Source organism: Protofrankia sp. Cj3, assembly GCF_917627355.1.
Lineage (GTDB): Bacteria > Actinomycetota > Actinomycetes > Frankiales > Frankiaceae > Protofrankia.
In genome coordinates, this window is record NZ_CAKJTR010000021.1 from 1 (window position 1) to 739 (window position 739).

The following is a 739-nucleotide window of genomic DNA, read 5'->3' on the forward strand; positions in this document are numbered from 1 at the left end:
GGCAGGTCGAAGTGCTGGCGGATCTCGGCCTGTACGTCGACGGCCTGATGCCGGGCGTCGATGACCGCCACGTACTCCTTACGCTGGAAGATCTCCATCACCGGCCGGGTCTTCTCGTGATATTCGCGAAGGCGGACCCCGAGGGCCTCGGGGTTGTCATCCGAACGGGTCAGCAGCTGGCCGCCGCAGACGTCACAGGTGTCCGCGGCCCGCGGGCGGCTGGCGATGAGGTTGTAGTCCAGCCCGCACCGTGAGCACAGCCGTCTGGCGAGCACTCTGCGGTAGACCTCCTCATCGGGGAGATCCAGGTAGATCACGCCGTCGATGTCGTAGCTTTCCAGGAAGAACTCGGCCTGGCGGGCGTTGCGCGGGAAACCGTCGATGATGAATCCGTAGTTCCAGTCGTGGCTGGCGAGGCGTTCGCGGACGACAGATTCGACCAGATCGTCCCCGACCAGGTGGCCGCTGGCGACGATCCGTTTGACCTGGGCACCCAGTTTGGTGTGACTCTGTACGTTCCAGCGAAATATGTCACCCACACTGATATGGACGAGATCAAGCTCATCAGCGAGCATTTTCGCCTGTGTGCCCTTCCCGCTTCCCTGGACGCCCATGATGACGAACTTGCGCACATCCAACCTCCGGCCATACCTGGTGTCAGCCGTCACGATAGTCGCCGGATGCGTCGGCGCGGGTGTCCTGGATATTGGCAGGCAGCAGGGCGCCAGCGCGAACGCGG

1 protein-coding gene is annotated in these 739 nt (G+C 63.5%); it reads right to left on the bottom strand.

Annotation, left to right across the window (positions count from 1 at the left end; all coding sequences use genetic code 11):
- A partial coding sequence (locus MJ783_RS04700) for a nucleoside monophosphate kinase (RefSeq protein ID WP_239308689.1) occupies nucleotides 1-632 on the bottom strand: 632 nt, incomplete at its 3' end.
- Between the last annotated feature and the right edge of the window lie 107 nt (nucleotides 633-739).